The sequence below is a fragment of the Pseudomonas sp. SB113 genome, from assembly GCF_040754745.1.
Classification (GTDB): Bacteria; Pseudomonadota; Gammaproteobacteria; order Pseudomonadales; family Pseudomonadaceae; genus Aquipseudomonas; species Aquipseudomonas grimontii.
On the sequence record NZ_JBFMHW010000008.1, the window covers coordinates 36910 to 59692 of the forward strand.

At 60.4% G+C, this 22783-nt stretch carries 20 protein-coding genes and 4 tRNA genes; 12 read left to right on the top strand and 12 right to left on the bottom strand.

What is annotated here, in order from left to right:
* Positions 1-6: 6 nt before the first annotated feature.
* Positions 7-465, bottom strand: coding sequence for a transposase (locus AB1462_RS12625; protein ID WP_367246789.1), 459 nt, complete (start codon positions 463-465; stop codon positions 7-9).
* 370 nt (positions 466-835) lie between these two features.
* Between AB1462_RS12625 and AB1462_RS12630 the strand changes: the two genes are divergently transcribed.
* Complete coding sequence (locus AB1462_RS12630; protein WP_367246790.1) at positions 836-1324, top strand: hypothetical protein; 489 nt, start codon at positions 836-838, stop codon at positions 1322-1324.
* A 199-nt stretch (positions 1325-1523) separates the two neighbouring features.
* Here the strand turns inward: AB1462_RS12630 and AB1462_RS12635 are convergent, their stop codons facing one another.
* The 3 genes from AB1462_RS12635 to AB1462_RS12645 are packed head-to-tail and all read right to left on the bottom strand — an operon-like array spanning position 1524 to position 7303.
* A complete protein-coding gene (locus AB1462_RS12635) occupies positions 1524-2942 on the bottom strand; it encodes an efflux transporter outer membrane subunit (protein WP_367246791.1) in 1419 nt (472 codons plus the stop codon).
* Positions 2926-4092: an efflux RND transporter periplasmic adaptor subunit gene (locus AB1462_RS12640; protein ID WP_090402594.1), complete on the bottom strand. Its 1167-nt coding sequence runs from the start codon at positions 4090-4092 to the stop codon at positions 2926-2928. The genes AB1462_RS12635 and AB1462_RS12640 overlap by 17 nt, the downstream gene beginning before the upstream one ends.
* The gene (locus AB1462_RS12645; RefSeq protein WP_090402596.1) at positions 4082-7303 is read right to left on the bottom strand and encodes an efflux RND transporter permease subunit; all 3222 of its coding nucleotides are present in this window, start codon (positions 7301-7303) and stop codon (positions 4082-4084) included. The genes AB1462_RS12640 and AB1462_RS12645 overlap by 11 nt, the downstream gene beginning before the upstream one ends.
* A 207-nt stretch (positions 7304-7510) precedes the next feature.
* Here AB1462_RS12645 and AB1462_RS12650 point away from each other — a divergent pair, with 207 nt between their 5' ends.
* A complete protein-coding gene (locus AB1462_RS12650) occupies positions 7511-7921 on the top strand; it encodes a hypothetical protein (protein WP_065927021.1) in 411 nt (136 codons plus the stop codon).
* Here AB1462_RS12650 and AB1462_RS12655 read toward each other — a convergent pair.
* On the bottom strand, positions 7918-8079 hold the full coding sequence (locus AB1462_RS12655) for a hypothetical protein (protein WP_167361105.1): 162 nt from the start codon (positions 8077-8079) through the stop codon (positions 7918-7920). The two genes, AB1462_RS12650 and AB1462_RS12655, sit on opposite strands and share 4 nt — an antisense overlap.
* 211 nt (positions 8080-8290) lie before the next feature.
* Here AB1462_RS12655 and AB1462_RS12660 point away from each other — a divergent pair, with 211 nt between their 5' ends.
* The gene (locus tag AB1462_RS12660; RefSeq protein ID WP_367246792.1) at positions 8291-8953 is read left to right on the top strand and encodes a C39 family peptidase; all 663 of its coding nucleotides are present in this window, start codon (positions 8291-8293) and stop codon (positions 8951-8953) included.
* Between the two features lie 39 nt (positions 8954-8992).
* On the opposite strand, the gene AB1462_RS12665 is transcribed toward AB1462_RS12660, so the two are convergent.
* From AB1462_RS12665 to AB1462_RS12685, 5 genes are all read right to left on the bottom strand, one after another.
* Positions 8993-9694, bottom strand: coding sequence for a VIT family protein (locus AB1462_RS12665; RefSeq protein WP_259193269.1), 702 nt, complete (start codon positions 9692-9694; stop codon positions 8993-8995).
* Positions 9695-9707: 13 nt separating this feature from the next.
* Positions 9708-10697 carry an FAD:protein FMN transferase gene (locus tag AB1462_RS12670; protein WP_367246864.1) on the bottom strand — a complete coding sequence of 330 codons (990 nt, stop codon included), beginning with the start codon at positions 10695-10697 and terminating at the stop codon, positions 9708-9710.
* Positions 10687-12867: a PepSY domain-containing protein gene (locus AB1462_RS12675; protein WP_367246793.1), complete on the bottom strand. Its 2181-nt coding sequence runs from the start codon at positions 12865-12867 to the stop codon at positions 10687-10689. Before AB1462_RS12675 ends, AB1462_RS12670 begins: the two co-directional genes overlap by 11 nt.
* A gap of 25 nt (positions 12868-12892) precedes the next feature.
* A complete protein-coding gene (locus AB1462_RS12680; RefSeq protein WP_259193271.1) occupies positions 12893-13363 on the bottom strand; it encodes a DUF2271 domain-containing protein in 471 nt (156 codons plus the stop codon).
* 84 nt (positions 13364-13447) lie between these two features.
* Entirely contained in the window at positions 13448-13771 is a 324-nt protein-coding gene (locus AB1462_RS12685) for a PepSY domain-containing protein (protein WP_090402612.1), read from the bottom strand.
* A 131-nt stretch (positions 13772-13902) separates the two neighbouring features.
* Between AB1462_RS12685 and AB1462_RS12690 the strand changes: the two genes are divergently transcribed.
* Complete coding sequence (locus AB1462_RS12690) at positions 13903-14562, top strand: response regulator transcription factor (RefSeq protein WP_090402614.1); 660 nt, start codon at positions 13903-13905, stop codon at positions 14560-14562.
* Positions 14559-15899 (top strand): sensor histidine kinase, encoded by a 1341-nt coding sequence (locus tag AB1462_RS12695; RefSeq protein ID WP_367246794.1) that lies wholly within the window; start codon positions 14559-14561, stop codon positions 15897-15899. Before AB1462_RS12690 ends, AB1462_RS12695 begins: the two co-directional genes overlap by 4 nt.
* Positions 15900-16057: 158 nt before the next feature.
* Here AB1462_RS12695 and pbpG read toward each other — a convergent pair whose 3' ends face one another.
* A complete protein-coding gene (gene pbpG / locus AB1462_RS12700; RefSeq protein ID WP_367246795.1) occupies positions 16058-16981 on the bottom strand; it encodes a D-alanyl-D-alanine endopeptidase in 924 nt (307 codons plus the stop codon).
* Positions 16982-17189: 208 nt separating this feature from the next.
* Positions 17190-18044, bottom strand: a complete 855-nt coding sequence (folD, locus tag AB1462_RS12705) for a bifunctional methylenetetrahydrofolate dehydrogenase/methenyltetrahydrofolate cyclohydrolase FolD (protein ID WP_090402619.1) — start codon at positions 18042-18044, stop codon at positions 17190-17192.
* A gap of 275 nt (positions 18045-18319) precedes the next feature.
* On the opposite strand from folD, the gene AB1462_RS12710 reads away from it, so the two are divergent.
* The 7 genes from AB1462_RS12710 (at position 18320) to clpX (ending at position 22632) form a co-directional block, all read left to right on the top strand.
* Positions 18320-18396 (top strand) — tRNA-Arg (locus AB1462_RS12710).
* 32 nt (positions 18397-18428) lie between these two features.
* Positions 18429-18504 (top strand) — tRNA-His (locus AB1462_RS12715).
* 57 nt (positions 18505-18561) lie between these two features.
* Positions 18562-18646: transfer RNA gene (locus AB1462_RS12720), tRNA-Leu, on the top strand.
* Between the two features lie 77 nt (positions 18647-18723).
* Positions 18724-18799 (top strand) — tRNA-His (locus AB1462_RS12725).
* Between the two features lie 399 nt (positions 18800-19198).
* On the top strand, positions 19199-20509 hold the full coding sequence (gene tig / locus AB1462_RS12730) for a trigger factor (protein ID WP_090402622.1): 1311 nt from the start codon (positions 19199-19201) through the stop codon (positions 20507-20509).
* 91 nt (positions 20510-20600) lie between these two features.
* The gene (gene clpP / locus AB1462_RS12735; protein ID WP_003174822.1) at positions 20601-21236 is read left to right on the top strand and encodes an ATP-dependent Clp endopeptidase proteolytic subunit ClpP; all 636 of its coding nucleotides are present in this window, start codon (positions 20601-20603) and stop codon (positions 21234-21236) included.
* Positions 21237-21348: 112 nt separating this feature from the next.
* A complete protein-coding gene (gene clpX, locus AB1462_RS12740; protein ID WP_003238279.1) occupies positions 21349-22632 on the top strand; it encodes an ATP-dependent Clp protease ATP-binding subunit ClpX in 1284 nt (427 codons plus the stop codon).
* Positions 22633-22783: the final 151 nt, after the last annotated feature.

Sequence of the window (22783 nt, forward strand, 5' to 3'; positions counted from 1 at the left end):
TTGACGTTAAACCCAGATGGCATCCCACAGTGGGTAGTCGCCAATCCGCTCGACCAGACCCGCTCGCAGTGGATTAGCCACCACATGCCGGGCTATTTTCACCAAGTCATCTTCCTTGCGCAGTGCGCGGTCATGAAAGCTTTCTTGCCAAAGCCGTCCCTTGCGACCACTCACGGCATTGACGGTCCTGGTGCTCTTTGACTTCACCTGGCACATCAAGTCCGCCAGCGAGCCTTTTTTCAGTTCAAGCAGCCAATGGAAATGGTCCGGCATGATGACCCAAGCCAGCGAGTTGGCCAGCCCTTGGTACTGGGCCAACCGAAATTGCCAGACCACCAAGCGAGCGAGATGGAAATTGTCGAATATAGGTATGCGTTCGTGGGTGTTGGTGGTGATGAGGTAGATACGGTTGGGTTCGCTGAATCGACCGATGCGCAGGCGGTGTGAAGCGGGTAAATCTGCCATTCCCTGGCCCTCTCTAGATGTGCTTAGAGAGGCTAGATTGACGAGCAGGAGGTTGATGGGCGGGCTTTTGGCAGGATGTGTCTGGAAGGACGCTATCGGGGGCAAGCCCCCTCCCACATGGGGTCCGCAGTGCTTATACATTATGTGTCTGACGCAGGATCAGTGTGGGAGGGGGCTTGCCCCCGATGAGGTCGGAACTGACGCTGCCGAAACCTCATTGCACTTGGAAATGTCTTGCTTTGAGGCTGTGGTGTAAGGCATGTCTTACTCCTTCGTACGAAGTCTCTTTTGTTCTTCTCCTCGCTCATCATCTTGGCCATCTGGTGTTAGGTTCTGCCGCGCAAAAAACCTAATGCAGAGGAAGCATGTAATGGCGAACCCTATGCCCGCGCCTGATGAATCAGCTATGCCAGGTTCAGGAACTACTAGAAAGTCGCTTTACTCAAGGGTTACAACGATTTTGCTGGCGCTTTGCTTGGTGTATATCGCTGGTGATTGGCTGCTTTCGCCGGGCCGCCCGCAATTGACGGAGGTTGTACTCCGCGTGCCGATCAGTGATGACGCTTCGATCTATGGCGTCAAGGATGATCGCGGAGGGGCCACTGTGCCGTTCAGTTACCGATATTACGTTTACCGCACCTTGGGCACCGATAGTGAAATATTGGCTGTATTGAGAGATGCCAATCCGTTTCTGGTTACGCGTGACGGGGCGGTAAAAGTTGATGTCGAGAGCCGTTCGATTACGGTTTCGGTGTCGGGGGATGTATCCGACTATCACACCAGTACCCTGTATCGGCATGCCAATGGTATTGACTACACAGTGGTGAGTGTTTTTCTTAATAGTCGGCCAGAGGGCTGAAATGTGCGGTGGATCAGTCAGTGATGATTGACTGAACCACCGCTATCGGGGGCAAGCCCCCTCCCACATTGGCTCAGTGGTGTTCATACATTGTGCGTCTGACGCAGGACCCGTGTGGGAGGGGGCTTGCCCCCGATGGCGGTGGCTCAGCTACGGATAAACTGGCTGTTCCACCGCCATCACTGTGCCTGGGGTGATGTCAGGCGCCAGGTTGCCAGCCGCCGCCGAGTGCGGTCATGAGTCCTACACTGGCCTGCAACTGCCGCGTCTGCACCGCCTGCAATGTCCGCTGCGCCTGCAACGCTGCGGTCTGCGCGGTCACCACATCCAGGTAACTCACCGCCCCCGCCTGATAGCTGTTCATCGCCAATGATTGCGTATGCTGCGCCGCATCCGCCGCCGCTTGTTCGTCCTGCGCCTCCTGCTGCAAATCCCTTAACTGCGCGAGGTTATCTTCCACCTCCCGTACAGCCTTCAACACCTGGCTGCGATACTGCGCCGACGCCTCTTCAAACTCGGCCTTGGCCTGGCGTTCATTGGCGCTCAGGCGCCCACCGTCAAAGATCGGCACATTCACCAACGGCCCCAGCGCCCAATACCGATTACCTGCCGAGAGTAGATTGCCCACGCCTTGCGTCTGCCCGCCGATCAGCCCGGTCAAGCTGAAGTCCGGATACCACGCCGCCTTGGCCACGCCGATATTCGCGTTGGCCGCAAACACCCGTCGCTCTGCCGCCACAATATCCGGGCGACGTTGCAGCAGGTGGCTTGGCAGCTGCGAAGGAATCCCCGGCAGGGCGATCAGTTGCTGACCGGGCAGCAAGGTAAAGTCGCTGGCTGTCACACCCACCAACTCACCGATGGCGTGCTCAGTGAGGTTGCGTTGCCCGCGTACCTCATCCAATTGCGCCTTGGCCTGCGCCAGTTGGTTTTGCGCCCGTGTCAGGTCCAGTTCCGAGGCAATCTGGCCCTCGTACCGGCTGCGGGTCAGTTGCAGTGCCTGGCTGAAATCCTCCAGCGAGCCAGTGAGAATCCGACTCTGCGCATCCAGCCCATTGAGCTGCACGTACAAGGTCGCCAACTGACGCTGCAAACTGAGGCGCGCCACCGCCAGGTCATCTCCTGACGCTTGCGCCTGGGCGTCGCCGGCTGCGACCTGGTTGCGGATTTTGCCCCACAGGTCCAGGTCGTAACTCAACGAAAAACCGGCGGTGTTGCCGTTGTACACCGACGGCTGCGTCTCTCCCCGCAACGGCCGCGAGTCAGATTGGCGCTGGCGCAACGGCTGTGCGCTGGCGGTGATCTGCGGGAACAGCCCGGCATGTAGCTGACTGGCATAGGCCTGGGACGCATCGAAGTGCGCCAGCGCCGCCGCCAAGTCCGGGTTGGCCTTGAGCAGTTGCTGCTGCAGGTCATTCAGGCGCGAATCGTTGTAGAGCTTCCACCATTCGGGGGCCAGTTGGTCGGACGGCTGCGCGCTGTGCCAGGGGCCGTCGCTGGTCTGTTCGCGGTAGTTGGCCGGCAGGTCAATCGCCGGCACCTTGTAGGTCGGCGCCATCGAGCAGCCTTGCAAGACCAGCAGCATCAATGCCGCGAGCGGTTTAAGCCCTGCGCGCATGTGCACCTCCGGCGTCGGCCAGTTGCACCGGGTCGCCTTCGCGCAAGGCATCGGGCGGGTTGTCGACGATGCGGTCGGCGGGTTTCAAGCCTTGATCGATCACCAGGCGTTCGCCCAGGTCGAGGCCGATGTGGATGGCTTGCAGGTGCACATGGTTCTGCCCATCCAGCACCGCCACCTGGGTGCCCTGGGCGCGGAAGATCAACGCGCTGGCCGGGATGCTCACACCATGGGTATCGGCCGGAATCGGCAGAGTGGCTTCGGCGTAGTCACCGGGCAGTAATTCGCCGTTCGGGTTGTCGGCGACGAATTGGGCGAGCAGGGTGCCGGAGCGGCGGTCGATGGCGGTGGAATCGCCGATCAGGCGCGCCTTGAAGTGCTTGCCGGGATGCTCGGGCACGGTCAGCTCGGCTTCAAGGCCGGGATGGATGACCGCCGCGTAGTTTTGCGGCACCGGCACATAGAGGCGCAATTGGTGGGTGTCGGCGATGTTGAAGAGTTCCGGATCGCTGTCGGTGTCGGCCTTGATCAACTGGCCGATATCGGTGTTGCGCGCGGTGATGGTGCCGGTGAACGGGGCGCGAAGGGTCTTGTAGCTTTCCAGCGCCGACAGCCGTGCATAGTCGGCAGCGGCCGCCTCGGCGTTGGCCTTTGCGGCAGCGGCGTTGGAGGTTTTTTCATCGGCCTCCTGGCGCGAGACCGAATGGCTGGCCAACAGGTTTTGCCAACGGGTGGCGGTGGTTTCGGCCAAGCGTGCGTTGGCCTGCTCCTGCACCAGGCGTGCATGGGTTTGCGCCAGTTGCTGGTCGAGGTCGGGGCTGTCGATTTCGGCGAGGACTTGCCCGGCCTTGACCTGGCTGCCGATGTCGACTTTCCAGTCCTTCAAATAGCCGCTGACCCGGGCGTGGATCGGCGCCTTGCTCCAGGCCTCCAGGTGCGCCGGCAGGCGCAAGGTATCGCCGGCCACATTCTGCTTGGGCTGGAACACCATCACTTGCGGGATGGCCGCGGTCTCGGTCCAGGCGGTGACCGATTGTTCGTGCAGCGTGCGGGCATGCAGGCCGTTGGCGACCAACAGGGCGGCCAGGGTCAGGCCGCCGACACCCATGAGCATCAGACGCTTGCGCGAGGGTTTGTGATCAGACGACATGTGGGGTTTCTCCTGCAACTGCGCGAGTAGGGTGACGACCGTGGACCAGGCTGAAGACCACGGGAACAAACAACAACGTGGCGAGGGTGGCGAAGATCAAGCCGCCGATAACGGCGCGCCCGAGCGGGGCGTTCTGCTCTTCGGAAATCGCCAGGGGCAACATGCCGATGATCATCGCCAGGGCAGTCATGCACACCGGGCGGAAGCGCGTGTAACCGGCCTCCATGGCGGCCTTCAACGCATCACCATGTTCGGCCAGGCGCTCGCGGCAGAAGCTCACCACCAAGATCGAGTTGGCCGTGGCGACGCCCATGCACAAGATCGCTCCAGTGAGCGCCGGCACCGACAATGAAGTGCCGCTGAGGAACAGCATCCATACGATCCCCGCAAGTGCTGCCGGCAAGGCCGTAATGATCACAAACGGGTCGGCCCACGACTGGAAGTTGACCACGATCAGCAGGTAGATCAGCACCACCGCACCCAGCAGGCCAAAGCTCAAGCCGCTGAAGGCTTCATGCAACGCATCGATCTGCCCATGTAGGCTGATCACCGCGCCTTTGGGACGCAGGGACGCGGTGTCATCCAGCACTTTTTGCACGTCGCGGGCCACGCCGCCGAGGTCGCGGCCCTGTACGTTGGCGTACAGGTCCAGGGTCGGTTCGATGTTGTAGTGGGTCACCACCGCCGGGCTTTGCACGCGAGAAATGGTTGCCACGCCGCCGAGGATCTGCGACTGCCCGTCGGCACCGGTCACCGGCAGCGCTTCCAGTGACGGCAGGCTGTCGAGGCGGTATTGCGGGGTGGCGGCGACGATGGAATAGGACACGCCGTTGGCCGGGTTGAGCCAGAAGGTCGGCGCGGTTTGCGAACTGCCGGCGAGGGAGGCAACCATGCTGTTGGTCACGTCCCGCTCGGTAATGCCCAGTCCGTTGGCGCGCATGCGGTCGACATTCACCTGCAGCGACGGGTAGCCGGTGGACTGCTGGATGCGCAGGTCGGCGATGCCGGGCACATGTTGCAGGCGACGTTCCAACTCGACGGCGTAGGCGCGGTTTTCTGCATCGCTGCGCCCGGAGATTTTCACGTCCAGCGGCGCCGGCGCGCCGAAGTTGAGGATCTGGCTGCTGATGTCCGCCGGCAGGAACGCGAAGTGGCTGCCAGGAAAACTTTGCGGCAGCGCCTCACGCAGTTTTTTCACGTAGTCGGCGGTGGGCGCATGGTCTTTTTTCAGGCTGACCTGAATGTCGCCGTCCTGCGGACCGATGGTGCCACTGCTGCTGTAGGCCATGTCGATGCCGCTGAGCGGGATGCCAATGTTATCGACGATGGTGTCCAGCTCAGCGGCGGGAATCACTTCACGGATCCGCGCTTCGATGCGGTCGAAGGCGGCGGCGCTTTCTTCGATACGCGTGCCCAGCGGCAGGCGCACATGCAGGGCCAACGCACCGGCATCCGTCGCCGGGAAAAAGTCCTGGCCCAGGCTGGGCAATAGCAGGAATGAGGCGAGCACACAGGCCAGAAAGCCCACGACAAAACGCTTGCGATGCCCCAGGGCCAACGTCAGCAAGCCATGGTAAGTGTCGCGGATATTCGAGAAGTGGCGCTCGAAACCTTGCTGGAAATTCAGCACGGCTTGCAGCGCGGCATTGCGCGGTTGCTTGTGCTGCTCGCCTTCATGGTGGTTGATGAATGCATCTTCGGGATGATGTCCCACGCCTTGCTCCGGCGTGTGCGGCTTGAGCAGGAACATCGCCAGCGTCGGCACCAGGGTACGCGAGAGAATGAATGAGCTGGCCATGGCAAAGATCACCGCCAGCGCCATCGGCCGGAACAGATAACCGGCGATGCCTTGCAGCAGGAACATCGGCACAAACACGATGCAGATGCACAGCAGCGAGACGAACGCCGGGCCGACAATTTGCGCGGCGCCGTCGAGGATCGCGGTCTTCACCGCCTTGCCTTGTTCCAGGTGCCAGTTGATGTTTTCGATGGTCACCGTGGCGTCGTCCACCAGGATCCCCACCGCCAACGCCAGCCCGCCAAGGGTCATGACGTTGAGGGTTTGCCCGCTGACGGCCAGCAGCGCAATGGCCGACAGCACCGCCAGGGGGATCGACGCCGCAATAATGATCGTGGAGCGCCAACTGCCGAGGAACAGCAGGATCATCGCGCTGGTCAGCAGCGCGGCTATGATGCCTTCCTGGGCCACGCTGCCCACCGATTGCTTGACGAACACCGACGCGTCGCCCAGCAACGAGGTCTTCAGTGACGGTGGCAGGGTTTCGTTGATGCGCGGCAGCATCTGGCGGATACCGTCGATGATCGACAGGGTGGAAATGCTGCCGTTTTTCAACGCCGGCATCAGCACCGCGCGATGGCCGTCGACGCGCACGATGTTGGTCTGTGGCGGCGAGCCATCGCGCACGTGGGCGACCTGGCCGATGGTGATCAACGCGCCGTCGACGGTCTTGATCGGCAGGTCGTTGAGCTCATCGATGGCCTTGGGGCTGTTGTTGAGCAGGATCGTGTATTCGTTGGGGCCGAGTTTGGCGGTGCCCACCGGGATGATCTGGTTCTGCAGCGCCAGGGCGTTGCCCACATCCTGGGCCGACAAGCCCTTGGCAGCCAGTGCCTGGGGGTCGAGGTCGAGGGTGATCTGCCGCTGCTTGCCGCCCATTGGCGTGGGCATGGCCAGGCCGGGCAGGGCGCTGAGGGGCAGGCGGATATTGTTCTGCACCAGGTCGCGGATCCTGGCTTCCGACAGCGTCGGGCTGGAGAACGCCATTTGCAGGATCGGCACCGTGGAGGCGCTGTAGTTGAGGATCAGCGGCGGCGTGATACCCGGTGGCATCTGCTTGAGTACGGTTTGTGACACAGCGGTCACTTGGGCATTGGCGGTGCGGATGTCGACGCCGGGCTGGAAGAAAATTTTCACGATGCCCATGCCGGGCAGCGATTGCGATTCGATATGTTCGATGTCGTTGACGGTGGTGCTCAGGGAGCGTTCGTAGGTGTAGATCACCCGACCGGCCATGGCGTCCGGCGACAGGCCGTTGTACTGCCAGACCACGGCGACCACGGGGATGCCGATATCGGGGAACACGTCGGTGGGGGTTCGCAGGGCCGCCATCGGCCCGATGATGCAGATGAATATGGCCAACACGATAAACGTGTACGGCTTTTGCAGTGCGGTCTTTACCAGCCCGAGCATGCGTGAACCTCCGAGGGAGCAGGATTGCAAACCCCGGCAGTCTTGCCCGACCCACCTAACACGCGCCTTTCAGCCAGGTGAAGGAACATTTAGGTAACGGCTGAAGATCGTTTCATACGTCTTCATTTGTTCTACAAAGCCTGGCTGCCCAAGCTTGCACCCCATCGGACGACTTGTCTTTTTACTGATGTTCTTTGGAGCCCTGCCATGTCACTCAAACCTTTATTGCTGATCCCCGCCCTGGGCGCTGTTTTGTTGTTGTCGGCCTGTGCCGGCCCGATCCCCAAGGCGGACCCCAGCGAAGCCTGGATTGGCTTGAAAGAAGAGGCGCCGAACGATCTGATGGCTGAACGTGTGGACGGCAAGCGTGTAGATGACGGGCGCTTTTTCGAGGTGACCCCAGGGGATCACCGCCTGGACGTGACGTTATTCGAGGAGGAGGCAGGCGACGACAACCAGCAGGACTGCCAGGGCCGTGTCGAGTACAAGGATTTCAAGGCGGGTGAGCATTACACCCTGGTGGAGTCGAGCCTGGGCACCACCGTGCGCGCATCCCTGATGGACGGGCACGGCAAGGAAGTCGCAGCAACTCAGGATTTCAATTGCATGCCTGGCTAGGCGTGGTGCACTGCCGCCTTGTGGGGCTTGGCAGGTGCAGCGGGTTTGACGTGGGGGTGATGGTGCCGGCGGGTAATGCGCAACACCCCCCACAACATGGCGCTGGCTACCGCCAGCCAACCGCAGATCAACAGGAAAATCGTTGTTGCAAGGCTCATTTGGGCCTCCTTTCGCCCCGCAGGGGGCACACACAGTCTTCTCAATGGACAGTCTAGCTACCCGGCGGTTGCCTGCTATTGACCAATGGTCGTGTTCGTCCAACTTGTTTGCTCTATCCGCGACGCTTTACTGAGCCTATGGGCTATACCCGCGTGGCAGAGCGTCCTATGATCAGGGCCCTCACCGGCAGTTGATCAAGAGAGTAAAAAATTGCGGTTACGGTCGAACCTTAAAACATCCTTGTTGCTGGCCTGTGCCATAGGGCTCGCGGCCTGTTCCGGGCACCCGTCGAAACTTCCAGGCCTGCCGGAACGTGTCGAACTCAATGGTGTGCCGACCTTTCGCGGTGAGGCTTATCAGAGTGGTCCTACAGCGTTAGCCAGCATGCTGTCGCAACAAGGCATTGTGATGACACCGGGATTGCTGGATAAGCCGTTGCATTTGCCGGGCGGTGAAGCGGACCTGGAGCGCAATATGCAGGTGCTGGCCCGTGAGTACGGGCTGATGGTGTACCCGCTGGATACCAAGCTGACCGCGGTACTGGCGCAGGTGGCGGCGGGTTACCCGGTGATGGCGCGGATTGGCGGCGGCCTGTTGTCTGACGCGCACTACGTGGTCGTGGTGGGTTTCAACCAGCGGAAAAGCACGGTGCTGTTGCGCTCAGGCATGGATCGACGCCTGCTGATGAGCTTCAGCGACTTTGAGTCGAAGTGGAATAGCGCCGGGAATTGGGCAATCCTCACCCAGCGCCCGAGCCAATTACCGGCCAATGTGGATGCGCAGCGCTGGCGGGATTCGGCTAATGCGACGGCCCAGGCCGGGCAGGAGCGGGCGGCGGCGCAGGCGCTCAAAGTGTTGGCCGAAAGAAAGTAAAACCAACTGCGCCCACCCCATGGGCGCGCGGGTTTTACACTAGACCACCGCACCGAACAACGCTCCGACGGTGGCCGTAATGCCCATGGCCAGCACCCCCCACAGGGTCACGCGCCAAGCGCCGACGAGGACTTTCGCCCCTCCGGCCCTGGCTGCCACGGCGCCAAGGCTGGCAAGAAACAGCAGGGACATGCCGGACACCCACGGCACAACGCTGTGCGCCGGGGCGACGACCGTCACCGCCAGCGGCAACGCGGCACCCACCACGAAACTGGCAGCCGAGGCCAACGCCGCTTGCAGCGGTTTGGCGGTGAGGGTTTCGCTGATTCCCAATTCGTCCCGCGCATGGGCACCCAATGCGTCGTGTGCCATCAATTGATCGGCGACCTGATGGGCCAGTTCGGGTGATACGCCACGCTGCATATAAATGTGGGCAAGCTCGCTGTGCTCGGCTTTCGGGTTGCTGGCCAGCTCCGCCCGTTCCCGGGCCAGGTCGGCGCGTTCGGTATCGGCCTGGGAATGCACGGAAACGTATTCACCGGCGGCCATGGACATTGCCCCCGCCACCAGCCCGGCCATGCCAGTGACGATCAGCGAGGCATGGCTGGCGTTGGCGGCGGCTACGCCGATCAGCAGGCTGGCGGTTGAAACGATACCGTCATTGGCCCCCAGGACTGCCGCGCGCAGCCAGCCGATACGGTCACTGCGGTGGGATTCGGTGTGCCGGTGCATGAATTTCATAGCGTTGCGGGACTCACGGTCGTGGGTAGGCTTGGGGCGGGCGGCTTTCAATCTGCGCCTGCAGAATGCCGCCGACAATGGATATTTCTTTGAGCTGGTCACCCTCGCGCAGCACGAATAGTGCGTCCAGCCCGCGTGCCTGGGCCAGGCGGGGGCCTTCGATCTCGCCCAGCACCATCAACGCCGTGGCCCAGGCATCGGCGAGCATGCACGAGGTTGCCACCACCGTGACGGCCGCGACTGTATTGCACAACGGTGCGCCAGTGGCCGGGTTCATGGTGTGGGCATAATGTTGTCCATTGACGTCAATCCAGTGCCGGTAGTCGCCGGAAGTGGCGATGGCCGCATCGCTGAGTTCCATGACCCCCATCACGTCACGCTGGCCCCGGCACGGTTTTTCAACGGCCACGACCCAGGGTTGAGCGTCCGGCTTGACGCCGCGCGCGCGCATCTCGCCATCGATGCCGACCAGGTAACGGGTCAGCCCGAAGCCGTCCAGGCAGCGTGCCAGTTCGTCCACGCCAAAGCCTTTGGCGATACCGTTGAGGTTGAGCTTGAGCGGTGCGCGTTTACGCACCCGGTGGCGTTGCGTGTCCACCGTCAACGCCGCATTGCTCGACAGACCGTAGCGTGGCGGCGGAGCGTCGATGGTCTGCTCGGTGACTGATGGTGCGCCGGGCCCGAAGCCCCAGGCGTCCACCAGATCACCGACGGCAATGTCGAAAGCCCCGCCGGATTGCGCGCTGACCCGCAGCGCGGCGGCCAGCACCGTGACCAGCTCTTTGGGCACCGGTACCCATGCCTGCTCGGAAGCGGCGTTGAGGCGATTGAGGTCGGAGTCGGGTTTCCAGATAGACATCTGCTGGTCCACCCGACTCACGGCCTGGGCCAGGCTGCGGTTGATCACGTCGGTGTCGATGCCGGGTTCGGCATAGAACACGGCGGTGTAGCGGCTGCCCATGGTCTCGCCGTTCAGGCTGTAGCGTTGGGGCTCAGTACACATCTTCACGGTAGCGTCCTTGTGCCTTTAGGGCTTGCACACTCAGGTTAAGCGGCATGAGCACTTCATCCAGAGCGTGCATCACACCTTTGGCCATGTCGCGGCTGCCACACACCAGCACCTGGGCGCCTTTTTCAATTAATCGGCGCAACGCCAGGGCATCGCTGATCAATCGGTCTTGCACATAGCTGCTGTCTTGCACTTGGGAAAACGCGGCACGCAACGTGGTCAGGCGACGGTCGGCCAGGTAGCGCTTGAGTTCCGGTTCATAGAGAAAATCCGAAGCCGGATTACGCCCGCCCCAATACAGGTGCATCGGGTGTCGGGCTTTGTTGTTGCGAATAAAACCGGCCAGGGGGCCAATGCCGGTGCCCGCACCAATCAGGATCACCGGGTGCGCGCCCGATGCCGGACGAAATTGCGGGTTGGGCTGGATAAAGGCATCGATCGGCGCGCCGATCGCCAAGTCATGCAGGAAGCCCGAGCACAGGCCGTCCTCGTGTTTGCGCACGCAAATCTCCAATACCCCGTCGTCGCTGCTGCTGGCCAGCGAGTAAAAGCGTGGCAGCGGACTCCCCGGCGGGTAGATGCCGACCAGGTCGCCGGCCTGGAAGCGCGGCAGTTTGCCGCGCGCCTTGAACCGCAGGACGTGGGTCGGGGCCTGCACTTGCTCGCCGTAGACGGTGCGCTCCGCCAGCACCAGTTGATGGGTGTGCGGCCGCTCGGGACTGTGGACCAGTTTCAACGGCTGCCCCAGGACTTCGCCCAGGTCCACGCCCCAGCGCGCGAACGCTTGAGAAGACTGGCGGTTGATGGTTTCCAGCGGCAACAACGCCACGCCACCGGCCTGCTCCATGGCGGCCTGCACCGTTTGGGCGTACTGACAGAATTGCGTGAACTGTCGATCGCCAAAACCCAAGACGGCAAAGGGCAGGCCGGGTTTGATCCCGCAGTGCGCCAGCCGCTTCAGGAACTGTGCGGCTGAGGCCGGCGCGTCGCCGTCGCCGTGGGTTGCCGTGAGGATGACAACCCGCTGCGCGCTGCGGTAATCCCCCTGCCATTCATTCATCGCTGCGCTGTGCACCTGATGACCGGCCTGGTGCAGCGCGTCATGCAAGGTACTGGCAAAGCCCCAGGTGGAGTTGTTTTCACTGCCCACCAGAATCACGCTGTCGGCGCAGTGGGCGGGGCTGTTATGGCGAAGGTGCGGGCCGGCCTTGCGGCGATGCCACCACAGCAGAACACCGGTCACGCTCATCAACGGTACGCTCAGGGCGCTGAGTCCAAGGAGCAAACCCAGCCACCATAGGCCTTCGCCGGTGTGCAACTGATAGATCAATTGATAAAGGTTGTGCAGCGGGTCGTGGGCTTGATACGACAACAGCGCGCCGCTGACCGGGTCCACGTAGCCGTCGCCCTGGGCCGTGCGCAGGGAAAACACATCCTGGGGGTTGCCGGGGCTCGGGTACACCAGCTCGCGCAAGTCATTCAGGTCGGTGGCCTGCAATGCTTGCAGATTGGCCACTGGCTGTGCCGTGCCGGCGCTGACGCCGGCCGGGAAGGCCGGTTCAGTCTGACTGCCGTCGGCGATCAAACCAAAGGTCGTGGCCGACATGTAGAGCCCACTCAAGGCCGAGAGCAGCAGCCCGAGCAAGGCCAGGCGCCCGATTTCGGCATGCCAGCGCTGGCTGAATGTGCCTCGCAGCGGTCGTGACAGGTTGCGCAGGCCGCCCAGGCGGCGCACCAGCAACAGTGCGCCGGACACTGAAAGCATCAACATGACGAGTGCGCCGACACCGGTGACCCCATGACCTGCGGTGCCCATGAACAGCGAACGGTGCAGGTCTTTTACCCAGCGCGAAAAGGCGTATGGCTCATAGGGGCCGAGCCCTTGCCCGGTGAGTGGGTCGACTGTCTGCGCACCGGCCTGGCCTTCCTGGTTGTAGTAGATGATCAGCGTCCCGGAGGGGCTGCGCTGGATCTGCTCCACCCCCGGGAAGTGCGTGGCAATGCGTCCTGCCAACTGCCCGACATTGAGCTGTCCGGTCGCGGTCGATGTGTTGTGCAGGCGTTCCAAAGCCGGGTTGACGGACAAAACCGCACCGCTGATGGCCAATATCATGACCAGCAGGGCGGCGATCAGACCGGGCAGTGAATGGAACTGGCGAAGCATGTTCAGCCTCCAGAAAGCACAATGGCTACAGGTCGTAGGTAAAGGACTCGACATAGATGCTGCCGCTGACCGGTTTGCCCGAGCCGCTCGATGTCAGGGGAACACTGACGTCGGCGCGGCTATCGCGCTTGTCTTCCACGGCGCTGTCGATACGGATCTGATACCCGGCATCGATCAAGGTGTCGGCCAGTTCCACGCTGACGTTGAGGGTGCGGCCACTGCCCACACTGGCGCCGCTGAGCCCGTCGAACTCACTCGGGTTCATGCCACTGCCGCGCGCCCAGTCGCTCAGGTGCCGGTAGTACTTGGCCTTCTTGCCGGCGACCCACAGGGTTTTCTGGTATTGGCCGTTGGCGTCGGTGACATAAATCGCCAGGTATGCACCGTTGCCGCTGTAGTCCTTGAGCTGGGTGGTCAGGGTCACTTCGCGGGCCTGGGCCAACCCCGGTAGGGCTATGGCGCCGGCGAGGCAGGTTGCGACGATAAGCTTTTTCATAAGAGTCTCCTGATTGAGCGGTGTGGAGAGAGCCTGGACCTGCTGGCTGACAGCAACCTGAAGGCCTCGGGACAAGGTGATGAATCAGTGCGCTTCAGGGCGGTTGAGGTAGTCCTGGGGGTTGCCCTTGTCGCCAAAACGGATTTCCAGTTTGCGCAGGCGAAGGGAAGCCGGTGTGTAGCTGGCTTTGATGGCATTGCCCTTGCGGTCGCTGCCCTTGAGCTCGTAACAGCCGTCGTCGACCTTGATGCGCTGCACGCTCCAGCCATATTGCTGCTCCACTTGCTGACGCAGGTTTTCGCGCGGTTGCCAGTCGCTGACCGGCTCGCTGCAATCATCATCGGCCAAGGCGTATCCACCGAGCAGGACGCTCAACAATGCAGTGCTGGCAATAAAAGCTGATTTCATGATCTGTCTCCGACCGAGTTGGCATGTACGGCATACGCTAAGGCGCATTCCTGACAACCAGCTGAATCTTCAGATTCACGTCAGGTAAGGCCGTTAGGGTGCTGCACGACAACCATCAGAGGAGGTGACAGATGCGGGTTTTATTGGTGGAGGACGCGCCAGGATTGGGGGAGGCGGTGCGCGAACAGATTGCCGATGACGGCCACGCGGTCGACTGGGTGCAGCGACTGGACCATGCCAGAGCCAGCGTGCGCACCACGCCGTATGACCTGATCCTGCTGGACCTGATGCTGCCCGACGGTCGCGGGCTGGACTTTTTGCGCGAACAGCGTTCGGCCGGCAATGTGACCCCGGTGATCATCCTCACCGCCCAGGACCAGATATCCGATCGCATTGCCGGCCTCAATGTCGGTGCCGACGATTACCTGGTCAAACCATTCGACCTGTTTGAACTCTCGGCCCGGGTGGCCGCCGTGGCCCGACGTTACAGCGGCAACCCTAACCCGCAGATCAAGCTCGGAGAGCTGCAGATTGATCTGGGCGCGCGCACCGTACAGCGCGCCGGCGTGACCATCGACCTGACGGCGCGCGAGTGGGCGCTGTTCGAGGCGTTTGTGCAACGCCCTACGGCGTTGCTGTCGAAGGCCCAGCTCGAAGATCGCTTGTATGCCTTTGGCGCGGAAATCGAGAGTAATACCATTGAGGTCTATATCAGTCGCCTGCGTAAAAAGCTGGGGCGCGAACTGGTGGAAACCGTGCGTGGCATGGGGTATCGGTTGATGGCCGTATGAAGTCGTCGGTCAGTCTGCAAAAGCGTCTTGGCCTGGGACTGACCCTGGGTATGACCGTGCTCTGGCTGGGGGCGACCGCCGTGGCTTGGCAGGTGGTGCAACATGAGCTCAACGAGACGTTCGACAGCGCCCTGGAAGAGACTGCGCAACGGATCCTGCCCTTGGCCGTGCTGGAAATCAGCAATCGTGAAGAGCCCCGCACCGCGCAGCATGTCGCCACCCTGAAAATGCACAAGGAATACCTGACGTACGTGGTGCGTGACGCCCAGGGCCAGATTCTGATGCAATCCCATGACGCCAACCCGAAGATCTTCAACGAACACCCGCGCGAGGGGTTCTCCACCACGCGAAAATACCGGCTGTATGGCGCGAGTGCACAGCGCAGTAGCCTGTTCATCGAAATCGCCGAGCCGCTGAAACATCGTCGTGAGGCCGCGCGGGAAGCCTTGTTGGCGTTGTTGGTGCCGTTACTGGCGCTGATCCCCATCAGCCTGCTGGGCACTTGGTTGTTTGTACGCCTCAGCCTGCGCAGCGTATTGGCCTATCGCCGTGCCGTAGAAGCTCGTGGTGCGGGGGATTTGTCGCCGATCCGCGTGGCGCGCCTGCCCGCTGAAATCGACCCGTTGGCCGATGCGGTCAACCGCCTGCTGGAGCGCTTGCGCAAGGCGTTGGAGGCCGAGCGCAGTTTTACCGCCAACAGCGCCCACGAGTTGCGCACGCCGCTGGCGGCGACATTGGCGCAGATTCAGCGCTTGCGCCAGGAGGCGCCGGAAGGCCCTTTGCGGGAGCGAGCGGTAAAGATAGAACACTCCCTGCGCGAGCTGGCGCGGCTATCGGAGAAGCTTATGCAGTTGGCCAAGGCTGAGGGCGGCGGGCTGCTGTCCGAGGCGCCCCAGGATCTGATTCCCTTACTGGCCCATGGCGTCGATGAGTGGAATCGCAGCAGCGGGCAGCGCATTCGCTTGCACCTGCCCACTGAGTGCAGCGTTTATTGTGCTATCGACCCGGACGCGTTCGGGATTCTGTTGCGCAACTTGATCGAGAATGCGTTGAAGTACGGCGCTACTGACCAACCCGTCGAAGTCAGCCTCACGGACCAAGCGTTGTTGCGTGTGGTCAATGGCGGACCGGCCATCCCGGAAGCGGTGTTGCAGCGTCTGACCGAACGCTTTGTGCGCGGCAGCAGCGAAGCCAGAGGTACAGGACTGGGTTTGGCGATTGCCCAGGCGATCGTGCAAGGGGTCAAGGCGCGTATGACCCTGGCGTCGCCGGCGACAGACCGGGAGGACGGATTTGAGGTGAGTATTCAGTTTGTGCGCCTGCCCACTGGTGAATGACGTGCGGTGACGCTCCTGAGAGGAGATCGAACGGGAGGGAGAGTCGCCTGCAGCGCTTATCCAGGGTGTCAATTGAGGGGCAAAACCTGCGTTTGGTGGTGCGTATCCATAAAAATGCCCCGGGCAAATCGAGGCCGGGGCATTTTAGGCGGACGTGTTTAACGACGTACTTCTGCGGCGTTCGGACGGTTCTTCAGGTTCTTGTCAGCCTTGTAGCGCAATGCGACGTCCGGCACCGAGCCGCCCTTGCCGGTCTCGACCCAGCTACGGATACGGCTGGCATCGGCGAAGTGGGTGAACTTGCCGAAAGCATCCAGGATCACCAGCGACACCGGACGGTTGCCCATGCTGGTGACCAGCACCAGGCAATGACCGGCCTGATTAGTGAAGCCGGTCTTGGTCAGCTTGATATCCCAGTTGGCGCGGTTGATCAGGTGGTCGGTGTTGGAGAAACCCAAGGTGTAGTTGGGCTTGCGGAACGCCACGGTCTTTTCCTTGGTGGTGCTCAACTGGCTCAGCATCGGAAATTTGTGCGCGTAGGCCAGCAGCTTGCTCAAGTCGCGGGCGGTGGACACGTTGTGGATCGACAGGCCGGTAGGTTCGACGTAGTGGGTGCTGGTCATGCCCAGGGCCTTGGCCTTGGCGTTCATCGCGGCAATAAAGGCCGCGTAGCCGCCCGGATAGTGGTGCGCCAGGCTCGCCGCGGCGCGGTTTTCCGAGGACATCAGGGCGATCAGCAACATCTCCTTGCGCGGCATCTGGCTGCCGATCTTCACGCGCGAGAACACGCCTTTCATCTCCGGCGTGTCGGTGATGTTGATGTCGATGTACTCGTCCATGTTCTGCTTGGCTTCAAGCACGATCAGGCCGGTCATCAGCTTGCTCACCGAGGCGATAGGGACCACCACGTCGGGGTTGCTGGCGTAGATGACCTTGTTGGTTTGCAGGTCCACCAGCATGGCGCTGCCGGAAGCGATCTGCAGTTTGGACGGATCGCGCGGCGCCAGGGTGGATTCGGCGGCGTGCGCAAAGGGGCCCGTGAAAGCAAAAAATAGGCTGACAATGGAAAGACGAATTTTCACGCGGATGAACTCGCTAAAAAAGTAAGAAATACCGTTGGGAAACGGGTTTTGTGACAAATGGCGTTACATTTTAGGAGTATGGACGAGAGACTGTCGAATGTTCTTCTAAAACCAGACGAAAGTGCTTAAAAACTAAGAAAAAACAGGCTTTCTTCCGGGCAATAAAAAGCCCTGCGATAAGGCAGGGCTTTTTCAGTACGGTTGGTTATTAACCGTGCAGGGTTTCTGCGGCGTACAGGGTGTTTTCCAGCAGGCAGGCACGGGTCATCGGGCCAACGCCACCCGGCACCGGGGTGATCCAGCCGGCGCGGGGCAGGGCGGTTTCATACACTACGTCGCCGACCAGCTTGCCGTCTTCCTGGCGGTTGATGCCCACGTCGATAACGATGGCGCCTTCCTTGATCCATTCACCCTTGACCAGGCCCGGCTTGCCGGCGGCCACGACGACCAGGTCGGCACGGCCAACGTGGCCTGCGAGGTCCTTGGTGAAGCGGTGGGTCACGGTGACGGTGCAACCGGCCAGCAGCAACTCCATGGCCATGGGGCGGCCAACGATGTTGGACGCGCCGACGATGACGGCATCGAGGCCGTACAAGTCGACGCCGGTGCTTTCCAGCAGGGTCATGATGCCTTTGGGCGTGCACGGGCGCAGCAGCGGGATACGCTGGGCCAGGCGGCCGACGTTATAAGGATGGAAACCGTCGACATCCTTGTCCGGGCGGATGCGCTCCAGCAACTTGGATGCGTCCAGGTGCGCGGGCAATGGCAATTGCAGGAGGATGCCGTCCATCGCCGGGTCGTCGTTGAGGCTGTCGATCAGGTCGGTCAGGGCTTGCTGGGTGGTGTCGGCAGGCAGGTCGTAGGCCTTGGAAATAAAGCCGACCTCTTCACAGTCTTTACGCTTGTGCGAGACATAAACCTGAGAGGCAGGATCGCTGCCGACCAGGATCACCGCGAGGCCAGGCGTGCGCAGGCCTTGCTGGCTGCGCTCGGTGACTCGTTTGGCGATCTGCTGGCGCAGGCTGGCGGCGATTGATTTGCCGTCGATAAGTTGTGCAGTCATTACGCGTGATTAACCATCGAGAGGGGGAGGAAAAGTGCGCGCATTCTCGCACGCCACGGCGTGAGGGCAAAGGCGCTTGGTCTGCAAATTGGCCTAACCCCTTAAATAAAATGAATTTTTTTCAAAAAAGATTTGACGGGTTTCCAGGCCCTCTATACTATTCGTCGCACTTGTCGGGCACAGCCTAGCACTGGTTAAGAAGGTCGAGCAGAATCGTTGTTCTGTAAGGCTGGAAGCACTTAGTTTGTAATCCTCCAAGAGTACAGATTAATAAGGCGCCCGTAGCTCAGCTGGATAGAGCATCCGCCTTCTAAGCGGATGGTCGCAGGTTCGAGTCCTGCCGGGTGCGCCATTAGGCAGCTTTGGCACAAGTAGCGCTATATGGTGGGCGTAGCTCAGTTGGTAGAGCACGGGATTGTGACTCCCGTTGTCGAGGGTTCGATCCCCTTCGTCCACCCCATATTTTGAAAAGGCGCCAGATTAATCGTCTGGCGCCTTTGCTTTAAGAGCTTCAAGCGCGGATGTGGTGGAATTGGTAGACACACTGGATTTAGGTTCCAGCGCCGCGAGGCGTAAGAGTTCGAGTCTCTTCATCCGCACCAAATAAAGCTTTACTCGGTCTACATGCAGGGTAGGGTTCGACAAAGAAGTAGTTTGGTTTCTTTGTTAACGCAATATGGTGGGCGTAGCTCAGTTGGTAGAGCACGGGATTGTGACTCCCGTTGTCGAGGGTTCGATCCCCTTCGTCCACCCCATATTCGAAAGGCGCCAGATTTAACAGTCTGGCGCCTTTTTTGGTTTTGGCGGTTCGGATTTTCGCGGCTGCAGGTTCTGGGTCGCGTTGGCGGTGCGTTTCATCGTATTTATGTGTCTCGATGATGCTGCGTTGTCTATCTGCCCTCTTTGCAGGGTGGGACGTCAGGGAGATGAGTGACGACCCCTTCTATATATAGAAGGGGCGGCGCAGAGCCTTGGCGTGATTGGCTTTATTTGTCACCGGGGCGGGGCGCGACAGTGCCTTCGTACCGATAAATTGCCGGCTGTTTACGGGCGTATTTCCAGTAGGGTGACTTCTTGAGTTTGACCCACTAGAATGCATGCCCTTGATTGGGGTCGGAAATGGCCGGCTAACGTCTGTGCAACGAGGAATATCCATGCAAGTTTCTGTTGAAAATACTACTGCTCTCGAGCGCCGCATGAGCATCACCGTGCCGGCTGAGCGCATCGAGACTGCGGTCAACAAGCGTCTGCAGCAGACTGCCCAAAAGGCCAAGATCGCTGGTTTCCGTCCAGGCAAAGTGCCAATGAGCGAAATCAAGCGCCGTTTTGGTGCTGATGCGCGCAATGAAGCCGTAGGTGACGTGATCCAGGCTTCTTTCTACGAAGCAGTGGTTGAGCAAAAGCTGAACCCGGCTGGTTCGCCTTCGATCGAGCCTAAGTCCCTGGAAGCGGGCAAGGACCTGGAATACGTTGCCGTATTCGAAGTGTTCCCTGAATTCGAAGTGGCCGGATTCGACGGTATCGCTATCGAGCGCCTGAGCGCCGAAGTGGCTGATTCGGACCTGGACAACATGCTGGAAATCCTGCGCAAGCAGAACACCCGTTTCGAAGTGGCCGACCGTGCTGCCCAGAACGAAGACCAGCTGAACATCGATTTCGTTGGCAAGGTTGACGGCGAAGTATTCGCTGGCGGTTCCGCCAAGGGTACTCAGTTGGTGCTGGGCTCCAACCGCATGATCCCTGGTTTCGAAGACGGCCTGGTCGGCGCCAAGGCTGGTGAAGAGCGCGTTCTGAACCTGACTTTCCCTGCTGACTACCAGAACCTGGACCTGGCCGGCAAAGCCGCCGAGTTCACCGTGACGGTCAACAGCGTTTCCGAGCCTAAGCTGCCGGAGCTGAACGAAGAATTCTTCAATCAGTTCGGCATCAAGGAAACCGGTATCGAAGGCTTCCGCACCGAAGTTCGCAAGAACATGGAGCGCGAGCTTCGCCAGGCCATCAAATCCAAGGTCAAGAACCAGGTCATGGACGGTCTGCTGGCCGCCAACCCGATCGAAGTGCCTAAGGCCCTGCTGTCAAACGAAGTGGATCGCCTGCGCGTACAAGCTGTTCAGCAGTTCGGCGGCAATATCAAGCCAGACCAACTGCCGGCCGAGCTGTTCGAAGAGCAAGCCAAGCGTCGCGTTGTGCTGGGCCTGGTCGTGGCTGAAGTGGTCAAGCAGTTCGACCTCAAGCCTGACGAAGACCGCGTTCGCGAAATGATCCAGGAAATGGCTTCGGCCTACCAGGAGCCTGAGCAGGTCGTGGCTTGGTACTACAAGAACGACCAGCAGCTGAACGAGGTACGTTCGGTTGTGCTGGAAGAACAAGTTGTGGATACTGTTCTGCAGAAGGCTAAGGTGACCGATAAAGCGGTCTCTTACGAAGAAGCAGTCAAGCCGGCGGAAGCAGCACAAGCCGACTGATTGTCCAACTCGTTGGAAATTCAACCATAAGCCAGCCTCGCGCTGGCTTATGCGTTTTCAAGACATGACTATTTGGGAGTAACTGCAGAGCATGTTCCGTAATTCCTATATTCAGCAGAACTCTGATATCCAGGCCGCAGGCGGCCTGGTCCCGATGGTTGTCGAGCAGTCCGCTCGTGGCGAACGCGCCTACGACATCTACTCGCGCCTGCTCAAGGAGCGAGTGATCTTTCTGGTGGGCCCGGTAGAGGACTACATGGCCAACCTGATCTGTGCGCAACTGCTGTTCCTTGAAGCGGAAAACCCGGACAAGGACATCCATCTCTACATCAACTCGCCGGGCGGTTCGGTGACGGCGGGCATGTCGATCTACGACACCATGCAGTTCATCAAGCCGAACGTATCGACTACCTGCATTGGCCAGGCCTGCAGCATGGGCGCGTTCCTGCTAACCGCGGGTGCCGAGGGCAAGCGTTACTGCCTGCCTAACTCGCGCGTGATGATTCACCAGCCACTGGGCGGTTTCCAGGGCCAGGCGTCGGACATCGAAATCCACGCCAAGGAAATCCTCTTCATCCGCGAACGTCTCAACACGCTGATGGCCAAGCACAGCGGGCACACCCTGGAAGAAATCGAGCGCGACACCAACCGCGATAACTTCATGAGCGCCGAAGCCGCACGTGAATACGGGTTGATCGACGCAGTGATCGAAAAGCGCCCCGCTTAATATAAGCCGCTCAAAATAGGGCTGGTCGGGTTTTCCGATCACCTGCGGGCTTGAAAAAGCCCGCATAAGCCTTCATCTTGTGTTGCAAGCCTATCGGATTTGGATCGAACGAATGACTGACACCCGCAACGGCGAGGACAACGGCAAGCTGCTCTATTGCTCCTTCTGTGGCAAAAGCCAGCATGAAGTGCGCAAATTGATTGCCGGCCCCTCGGTCTTTATCTGCGACGAGTGCGTCGACCTGTGCAATGACATCATCCGTGAGGAGGTGCAGGAAGCCCAGGCCGAAAGCAGCGCGCATAAATTGCCTTCGCCTAAAGAAATCAGCGGCATCCTTGATCAGTATGTGATTGGTCAAGAGCGTGCAAAGAAGGTTCTGGCCGTAGCGGTATACAACCACTACAAGCGTCTGAACCAGCGTGACAAGAAAGGCGACGAAGTCGAACTCGGCAAGAGCAACATCCTGCTGATCGGTCCAACAGGCTCGGGTAAGACCCTGCTTGCAGAAACCCTCGCTCGCCTGCTGAACGTTCCGTTTACCATCGCCGACGCCACCACCCTCACCGAGGCTGGCTACGTGGGTGAGGACGTCGAGAACATCATTCAGAAACTGCTGCAGAAGTGTGACTACGACGTAGAGAAGGCCCAGATGGGTATTGTCTACATCGACGAAATCGACAAGATCTCGCGCAAGTCCGACAACCCGTCGATCACCCGGGACGTTTCCGGTGAAGGCGTGCAGCAAGCCCTGTTGAAACTGATCGAAGGCACGGTTGCTTCCGTACCGCCACAAGGCGGCCGCAAGCACCCGCAGCAGGAATTCCTTCAGGTTGATACGCGCAACATCCTGTTTATCTGTGGCGGTGCATTCTCCGGCCTGGAGAAGGTTATTCAGCAACGGTCTACCCGTGGCGGCATCGGTTTCAGTGCAGAAGTGCGCAGCAAGGAAGAAGGCAAGAAGGTGGGCGAGTCCCTGCGTGAAGTCGAGCCTGACGATCTGGTCAAGTTCGGTCTGATCCCTGAGTTCGTTGGCCGTCTGCCGGTCCTGGCGACGTTGGACGAGTTGGATGAGGCGGCTCTGATTCAGATCCTCACCGAACCGAAAAACGCCCTGACCAAGCAATATGCCAAGCTGTTTGAGATGGAAGGTGTGGACCTTGAGTTCCGTACTGACGCACTCAAGTCGGTAGCCAAGCGGGCATTGGAGCGCAAGACCGGTGCACGTGGCCTGCGTTCTATCCTCGAAGGCGTGTTGCTCGACACCATGTATGAAATCCCCTCGCAGTCCGAGGTGAGTAAAGTGGTGATCGACGAAAGCGTTATAGAAGGCAAGTCCAAGCCCCTGTATATCTACGAAAACAGTGAGCCGACTGCCAAGGCTGCGCCAGACGCGTAAGCGTTTCGCAGTTTCGGTACAAATGAAGGGGCCTCTAGGGGCCCCTTTGTTTTTCATAAGGATTTTTACTGCGTGTAACTGCCAGCATTGAGCTTGTTTTTTTTACACGCAGCCCCCATCTTGGTTTCAAGCTTATTTTTCAACTGTCATA